Below are 7548 nucleotides of genomic sequence, written 5' to 3'. Positions count from 1 at the left end.
TCGGCCTTCGTCTCGTCCGACATCCCAGGCCGACCCAGTCTCGCCACGCAAACCGTCCTCAACCAGCACTGTTGCTCCGACCGGTTGAATCTAAGCCTCCGTTCTGCGTTTCCGCAGATCAGAGGGGGTATTCCACAGAGTGACGGCGCCAGGATTCGAACCTGGGAAGGCTGAGCCGGCAGATTTACAGCGGGCTCAGTTCACCGACGTTGACCTGCGCCTTCTCGCAGTTCGCCCGCTGTCGGGGGACACCTGGGGGCAGTCGAGCACGGCGGGTCAATGAGCACCGCTGTAAGGGGTCCGATCACCTATCGCCCTGAGCGTTGGATGTCAGCAGAACCATTAGCCCCCGCGGGAACCGCGACTGCCCGTAGCGTGTCCACTCTTGGTACATGAGTAAGTGCGGAGGGTGGTCTCGGTGGATCCGATTTCAGTGGCACTACTGGCAGCGCTGGCAGGCGGCGTCGGTGGTGAGGCCGGCCGAAACGCCTGGATGGGACTGAGCTCCCTGGTGCAGCGCCCGTTTCGGCGCGGCCAGGACACACCCGTCGGGGCTCCTGCGGTCAGTTCCGGGGAGGCGGAGCTGGTCAGGCTAGAAGAGGCCCCGACAGACTCCGCACGCGGGCAGGCTCTGAGCGCTGCCCTGTCGGCTCGGGCCGCGGTGGATGCGGACTTCCATGCCGGTCTGCAACGGTGGCACGAGCATGCGAAGCTGGTGCGCACCGGAGACGGTGACGCACACAACGAGATCAGCGGCGGCACCTTCTCCGGGCCAACGTTGCTGGGTCGGGACTTTTCCGGCATCTCCTTCACCGCCCCGCCCCCGGCTACGCCCGGCACCGATACGCCGCCACAAGGCTGACTGGTATGGCTGAGACGGATGCCAAAGGCGAGGAGGGCTCGGGCCGGTCGGTGTCGAACCGAATCAGCGGGGGCGTGTTCTTCCACGCGGTGATCCAGGGCCGCGACATAACCGTGGTATTGCCACCGGAGATCACCCCGGCGCTGTCCGGCCTGCCCGCCGCCTCACCCACGTTTACCGGCCGCGACACCGACATGGAACAGCTACTCCAAGGCCTGGCGCCCGACGGTGCGGCACCAAAACGGGCGGTGTCGGTGGCAGCGGTGGCAGGGCTGGCCGGGGTCGGCAAGACCGAGCTGGTCGTGCAGAGCGCTGCTCGGGCCCTGAGGAAGCCGGGCTGGTTTCCGGGCGGGGTGCTATTCGTCGACCTGTTCGGCTACGACACCAAACGCCGTCTGCTTCCCGACCGGGCTTTGGACGGTCTGTTGCGCGCCCTTGGTATGCCCGGCGAGCACATCCCCGTCAGCCTGCAGGACCGTACGCGTCTGTACCGCAGCGTGCTGGCCGCCTTCGCCGAGCAGAGCCGGCGGATCCTGGTTGTCATCGACAATGCCTCCACTGCCGAGCAAGCTCGCCCGCTGTTGCCCACGGACGGGGTCACCGCGGCCCTGCTCACCTCCCGGCACACCCTCGATGTCGACGCCCGCCTGCACGACCTCGACGTCCTTAATGAGTCCGCCTCGATCGAGCTGCTCCACCGGTCCCTGCGGCACGCCCGCGGCCCCGCCGATAGCCGCGTGCAGGACGATCCCGAAGCAGCCGCCACGGTCGCCCGGCTGTGCGCGGGTCTGCCGCTGGCCCTGCGTATCGCCGCCGCTCTGCTCGCCGATACCCCGATTCGTCCCCTAGCCTCCCTGGCCCAAGACTTGGAAGCCGAGCACTCCCGGCTGGACGAGCTGTGTCGCGAGGACCGCGCGGTACGCGCCGCCTTTGACCTGTCCTACCAGCATCTCGACGACCAGCATGCCCGGCTGTTCAGGCTGCTGTCACTCAACCCAGGTCCGGACTTGTCCACCGAATCCGCGGTCCATCTGGCTGACTTCGAGCAGCGGCACGTCAACCATGCGCTGCAGGACCTGGCCCGTGCCCACCTGATCGAGCCCGGACACACCTGGGGCCGCTGGCGACTGCATGACTTGGTCCGCCTCTACGCCGACGAACAAGGACGGATCCACGACGACACCGATCAGCGCAAGACCGCCCGAGCTCGCCTTTTCACCCACTACCAGGCCACGACACGGGCCGCCGACACCCACCTGACATTCCGGCCCGAAGCCACCTCGGCCCTCTTCTCCGACCGCAACAGCGCTCTGGCATGGCTGGATGACGAGCGCCTCAACCTGATCGCCACTGCCACCACCGCTGCCCCTCTCGGCTACCCAGAAACCAGTACTGCGCTCGCCTTCGACCTGGCCCGATACCTCGACTACCGCCGCTCTTTCGACGATCTGATCACCGTCAGCAGTACCGCGCTGAACGTCTTCCGCGAGCTCGGTGACCGCCACAGCGAAGGCCAAGTGCTGGACAATCTCGGCAACGCTCTCTGGCAGGTGCGTCGATTCGACGAGGCGATCGAGGCTCATGCCCGAGCCGCCACCCTCTTCCGCGAGACCGGCGACCGCCAGCGCGAAGGCCAAGCAGTGGGCAACCTTGGTGTCGGCTTGGGCGACGTGCGTCGGTTCGACGAGGCGATCGAGGCCCATGCCCAGGCCGCCACTATCGCCCGGGCATTCGGCGACCGGCACCGCGAAGGCACGGTGCTGGGCAACCTCAGCCTCGCCCTGCACCAAGTGGGCCGGTTCGACGAGGCGATCGAGGCCCATGCCCAGGCCGCCACCCTCTTCCGCGAGACCGGCGACCGGCACCGCGAAGGCACGGTGCTAAACCACCTCGGCCTCACCCTGCGCCGGGTGGGCCGGTTCGACGAGGCGATCGAGGCCCATGCCCAGGCCGCCACCCTCTTCCGCGAGACCGGCGACCGGCACCGCGAAGGCCAAGCAGTGGGCAATCTCGGCATCGCCTTGGCCGCAGTGCTCCAGTTCGACGAGGCGATCGAGGCCCATGCCCAGGCCGTCACCCTCTTCCGCGAGACCGGCGACCGGCACCGCGAAGGCCAAGCAGTGGGCAATCTCGGCAGCGCTCTGTGGCATGTGCGTCGGTTCGACGAGGCGATCGAGGCCCATGCCCAGGCCGTCACCCTCTTCCGCGAGACTGGCGACCGCCACAGCGCAAGCACGGCGCTGCAGGCCTGGACAATTGCGCACAACGAGCGCTGGCTGCGGCAGGTCCGAGTGGAACGACCCCAGGTCCCTGACGCTTGACCTCCAGCCAAGGTCATTGCAAGGTCGCCTCGTGGAGCCGCCCCCGGACCGGGACCAGATCAGGAACCATCGGTGCGCGGTGTGCCCTAGCTCCCTCGCCGCGTAGTAGGCGCTGACGAGGTTGTTGCAGGCGGTCAGGGCGTCGGGGTGAGCGTCGCTCAGGACTTGCTCGTACGTCCATCCCTAGGAAGGACAGACCGGCAGCCAGCGCCGTAAAGCGCTTCCGTCCCCCACTCGCCCGGACAGGGCGGCCCCTCCGCGAACATCCCGATCCCACTCAGCACGTCCTGGGCAGGAACGCGCGAAGGGTCCGACTCATGAAGTCGGACCCTTCTCCGGACAGGAACTCTCGCTGACGAACAGCGGGTTAGCGCCTCTGGGCAGGCACCTCGGAGAGCGTGCCGGGGGAGACAAGCAAGGGATCGTCCGGCATCACTTGCTGGCCCACCGGCCGTTGCGCAAGCCACCCCGAGCGTCGATGTGCCGGCGCCTCAGTACGAACATGGCTGAAGCCCAAACGCTCGTAGTAGGCGTGCAACTCCGTGTTGGTGCGCCACGTGTCGATGCGCACCCAGGTGCGCCCCTCCAGCGCTGCGAGGCGGCACATCCAGTCAATCACCCGTGTGCCGAGGTGTCGCCCGGATGCTTCACGAGCGACGATCAGCTTGTAGAGGTACAGGGCCGACTCCGGGCGGTCGGTGTCCCTCAAAGCGCGTCCTGGACGACGCCGGCGCCGAGCCCTACAAGTCCGACGGCGTGATGGTCGTCTCCCGCGACCGCGTCGCCCGCGCGCTCGCCGACCGCGACAACGAGGGTTCCGTTTCCGCCGACGGATGACAGGGAGCGCACCGTCGACGGGTCAGGGAGGCAGGGAGAACTCCCTGAACACCTCCCTAACCCGCCTCCCTCGCCCTGACCTGCACAAATGATCGTTCAGAGAGTCAGGGAGGCACGCAGGTCACACCCCCGAACACCCCTCCACACGACACCCCCAAGGGGGGTGCCTTTACCTCCCTGAACCGGTACCGGAAGGGATTCCACATGTACCCCGACAACCCCCCGCACGTGCCCATACAGCGGGCCGTGGAAGTACACCAGCCCACCCCGCTTCCGCCCGCCGTCACCGTGTCGGCGCCGGTCGTGCCGGTGCACCCGGGCACCGTTCCGGCGGTGGCGAGCGTGGTCCTGCCCGACGGCCGCGTGGTCACCGGCTACGCCATCAACCCCGCCCAGCCCGAATCGGTCGTCGCCAAGCCGCCCGTCTCCCGCGCGGCCGTGAACGTCGCCCTCGGCAGTGTCGGATTCCTCGCCGTCTGCGGCGGACTGCTGCTGCTCACCACGTTCATCACCGCCCTGACCGCGCTCATCACCCAGCTCATCACCCTCGCCGCCGTCATCTTCGGCGGCTGGGTGGCCGTGCAGGTGTTCAGCGAGGGCAGCCGCCAGGGCGGGACCACGGTCAACATCCGCAAGGCCACGTTCAAGCGCAACCACTTCCACGGCTAGCTACGCCAAGGGCGGCCCCCGTCTCGCCAAAGTCCGGGGCCGCCCTGGTCTCCAGTCCTCAACAGACCTGCGGAGGTCACCCAGCATGACGCAACCGACCCTGATCCGGCGAGAGCACGGCAGCACGAGTGCACTGCCCGAACCCCTGCGGACCGCGCTGACGCTAGCCGCTTCCGGCGTACCGGTGCTGCCCCTGCGCGCGGGCAAGACACCGTTCGGCAACTGCCCCGACTGCACCGGCAATGCGTGCGGCGGCCGGCCGAACATGAAAAGCGCGGGCCCCTGCCGCTGCCCCGGCGTCTGCCACGCGTGGGCCGCCGCCACCACCGACCCGGCCATGCTCACCTCCCCGGCCTGGACGGCCGCATGGCGGCGGGCCGTCTGCGTCGCCTACCACCCCGGCGCCGCCGGGCTGACCGTCGTGGACCTCGACGACGCTGCGGCCGTCGCATGGGCCCGCGAGACCCTGCCCGCCACCCGAACCGTGCCGACGACGCGCGGTGAGCACTGGATCTACCGAGGCGCCATGACGTCGCACAACGCGGTCCGGCCCGGTGTCGACATCAAGTCGACCATGGCCTACGCCCGGTACCTCGGACCGGGCGCCGGCACGGTGGCCGCCCTGCCCGACGCCGTGCGCGCGCTGGCCGTGAAGGAACCGCCCGCCGTCCGGCCGGCACCTCGTTCCGTCTCCCTGCCGGCAGGGTCCGGCGGCGGGCACTGCCCGCACCGCACGTCAGTCTTCCTGGAACGCGGCATCTCAATGGCGGAGCAACGCATCACGCAGGCCCGCACCGCGATTCACGCCACGGTCTACGGGGCGTTCCTGGCCGTGCTGTCCACGCACGGCCGGTGCGGTTGCCTCACCGACGCCCACATCAAGCGGCTGTTCACCGCCGCGCAGGCCAAGGGCGAAACCCTGCGGCACTGCACCGACGCGTGGACCAACGCCCGCACCACATTGGGACTGTGACCATGTCCGACGACGACAAGAACCCCGCCCGCGAAGTCATCACCGACTACGCGCAATCGCACTTCCGGTACTTCCGCACCGCTGACGGGACCGTGTACGCGCAGCGCAACGGCCACCCCGTGGCCCGCCCCATCCGCTCGCAGGGCACGACGGGCAGCCACCGGCAGGAACTCATGGTCGGACTGTTCAAGGACGGCATCGGCGTGTTCAACGGCACCGCCATGAAAGAGGCCCTGGACTTGATCGAGGCACTCGCGCTGACCGAGGAAGTGCAGCCCGTGCACATCCGCGTGGCCCCCGGATTCGACGGGGCCACGTGGCTCGACCTCGGGCGCAGCGACGGACAGTCCGTGCGCATTCACCCCACCGGCTGGGACATCCGCACTCCCGACCCGCGTGAGGTGAGCTGGCGGCGCACCCAGCTCACCGGGGAACTGCCCCTGCCGGTCAAGGACACCGACGGCAAAGGAATCGATCTACTGATGCGGCTGTGCAACTTCGCCACAGCGGAAACCGAGTGCCTGGCCATCGCCTGGCTCATCGGCTGCCTCGGGCCGACTGTGCCCGTTCCCGCGCCGTTCCTCACCGGTCCGCAGGGGGCAGGAAAGTCCACCGGTGGCCGGATGCTCGTGCGGATCATCGAGGGCATGACCGGAGACCTGCGCCGGGCCCCGAAGGATGAGGAGAACCTGATCACGGCGGTGGCGGCCGGTTGGGTCACCGCCCTGGACAACCTCTCCCACATGACCCCGGAACTGTCCGACGCGATGTGCTGCATCGTCACCGGCGCCGAGAACGTCAAGCGCGCCCTGTTCACCGACGGCGACGTCTTCCGCATCGGCTACCGCCGCCCCCTGCTCCTGACCGGCATCGACGTCGAAGTCATCCGGCCCGACCTCGCCGAACGGCTGCTGCCCCTGCGGCTGGAACGCCCCCGCGTCCGGCGCACTGAGGCCGAACTGTGGTCCGACTTCGCAGAGGTGCTGCCCGTCATCCTCGGCTCGCTCCTGGACCTCACCGTGCAGGTGCGCGCGGCCGAGGCGGACATCCCGACGGACCTGCGCATGGCCGACTTCGCGCACCTGTGTGCGCAGCTCGACGCTGCCACCGGTCTGGGAGCTCTCGCCGCCTACCGGGCCAGCCTGGACGACCTCAACGACGACGTCATTGAAGGCGACTTGCTCGCACAGACCGTACTCAAGCACGCCGCGGGCATCGACCCGGGCACCGAGCAGCGGATGACGTCGGCCGAGTGGCTTCACTGCCTCACGGGCCTCTATACGGGCGACGACTTCCGTCCCCTGCCTAAAGGGTGGCCGACCACCGGCAAGGTGCTCTCAGACCGCCTCAAGCGCCTTCAACCCACCCTCGCCGCCCGGGGCGTCCTCATCGACTGGGGACGCACCAAAACGTCCCGCTGCATCGAGATCGCGCGGCCGTCCGCCGCACCGCCCCCGCACGACCAGGAAGCGGCCTTCTGACCGCGGCACCACGACCGCACAAGCAAGAGGAGCACCCGCCGCCGCGTGCTCCTCTTGCTGTTCGACGGCAACGCCGCCCCGCGATGGTCGCGCCGCGAAGCGGCCCGTTCTTCACGCTCTGAGCCGCGCACCACAACAGACACCACCCCTCTCCCGTCCGAAGTAGAGAGACGCTGCGTCACCTGCGTCACCAACACCCCGTAAACGGGCTGTGACCTGCTGAAAGAGGGGTGACGCAGACGGCCCATTTCTGCGTCACCCCGCGTCACCTGCGTCACCTGCGTCACCCGATGACGAAGGCCTGTGTCACCGATGACGCACCCTTCGGGGCCTGCGTCACCTCGAAGCCGCAGGTCAGAAGCGTGAATGACGCAGATGACGCGGGTGACGCAGAAATCCGCACCT

At 68.6% G+C, this 7548-nt stretch carries 6 protein-coding genes; 5 read left to right on the top strand and 1 reads right to left on the bottom strand.

Annotated elements, in window-relative coordinates:
- The first annotated feature begins 418 nt into the window (after positions 1-418).
- Both ABT063_RS18625 and ABT063_RS18620 read left to right on the top strand, forming a co-directional pair.
- Positions 419-862 carry a hypothetical protein gene (locus ABT063_RS18625; protein ID WP_351058429.1) on the top strand — a complete coding sequence of 148 codons (444 nt, stop codon included), beginning with the start codon at positions 419-421 and terminating at the stop codon, positions 860-862.
- Positions 863-867: 5 nt separating this feature from the next.
- Complete coding sequence (locus ABT063_RS18620; RefSeq protein ID WP_351058427.1) at positions 868-3183, top strand: tetratricopeptide repeat protein; 2316 nt, start codon at positions 868-870, stop codon at positions 3181-3183.
- Positions 3184-3550: 367 nt separating this feature from the next.
- Here the strand turns inward: ABT063_RS18620 and ABT063_RS18615 are convergent, their stop codons facing one another.
- Positions 3551-3892, bottom strand: a complete 342-nt coding sequence (locus ABT063_RS18615) for a GNAT family N-acetyltransferase (protein WP_351058426.1) — start codon at positions 3890-3892, stop codon at positions 3551-3553.
- 332 nt (positions 3893-4224) lie between these two features.
- Between ABT063_RS18615 and ABT063_RS18610 the strand changes: the two genes are divergently transcribed.
- The 3 genes from ABT063_RS18610 (at position 4225) to ABT063_RS18600 (ending at position 7143) form a co-directional block, all read left to right on the top strand.
- Positions 4225-4689 (top strand): hypothetical protein, encoded by a 465-nt coding sequence (locus ABT063_RS18610; protein WP_351058425.1) that lies wholly within the window; start codon positions 4225-4227, stop codon positions 4687-4689.
- An 85-nt stretch (positions 4690-4774) separates the two neighbouring features.
- Positions 4775-5662, top strand: coding sequence for a bifunctional DNA primase/polymerase (locus ABT063_RS18605; RefSeq protein WP_351058424.1), 888 nt, complete (start codon positions 4775-4777; stop codon positions 5660-5662).
- A 2-nt stretch (positions 5663-5664) separates the two neighbouring features.
- Positions 5665-7143, top strand: coding sequence for an AICE element replication initiation protein (locus tag ABT063_RS18600; protein WP_351058441.1), 1479 nt, complete (start codon positions 5665-5667; stop codon positions 7141-7143).
- The last annotated feature ends 405 nt before the right edge of the window (positions 7144-7548 follow it).

It is taken from the genome of Streptomyces sp. NPDC002838 (assembly GCF_040295365.1).
In the GTDB taxonomy this organism is placed as follows: Bacteria; Actinomycetota; Actinomycetes; order Streptomycetales; family Streptomycetaceae; genus Streptomyces.
The sequence above is the reverse complement of the archived record's forward strand: the minus strand, read 5'-3'. Positions and strand labels throughout refer to the sequence as shown.

Coding starts and splice junctions, on each gene's coding strand:
- ABT063_RS18605 (WP_351058424.1), top strand. CDS start 4,775: ATGACGCAACCGACCCTGATCCGGCGAGAGCACGGCAGCACGAGTGCA.
- ABT063_RS18600 (WP_351058441.1), top strand. CDS start 5,665: ATGTCCGACGACGACAAGAACCCCGCCCGCGAAGTCATCACCGACTAC.
- ABT063_RS18610 (WP_351058425.1), top strand. CDS start 4,225: ATGTACCCCGACAACCCCCCGCACGTGCCCATACAGCGGGCCGTGGAA.
- ABT063_RS18620 (WP_351058427.1), top strand. CDS start 868: ATGGCTGAGACGGATGCCAAAGGCGAGGAGGGCTCGGGCCGGTCGGTG.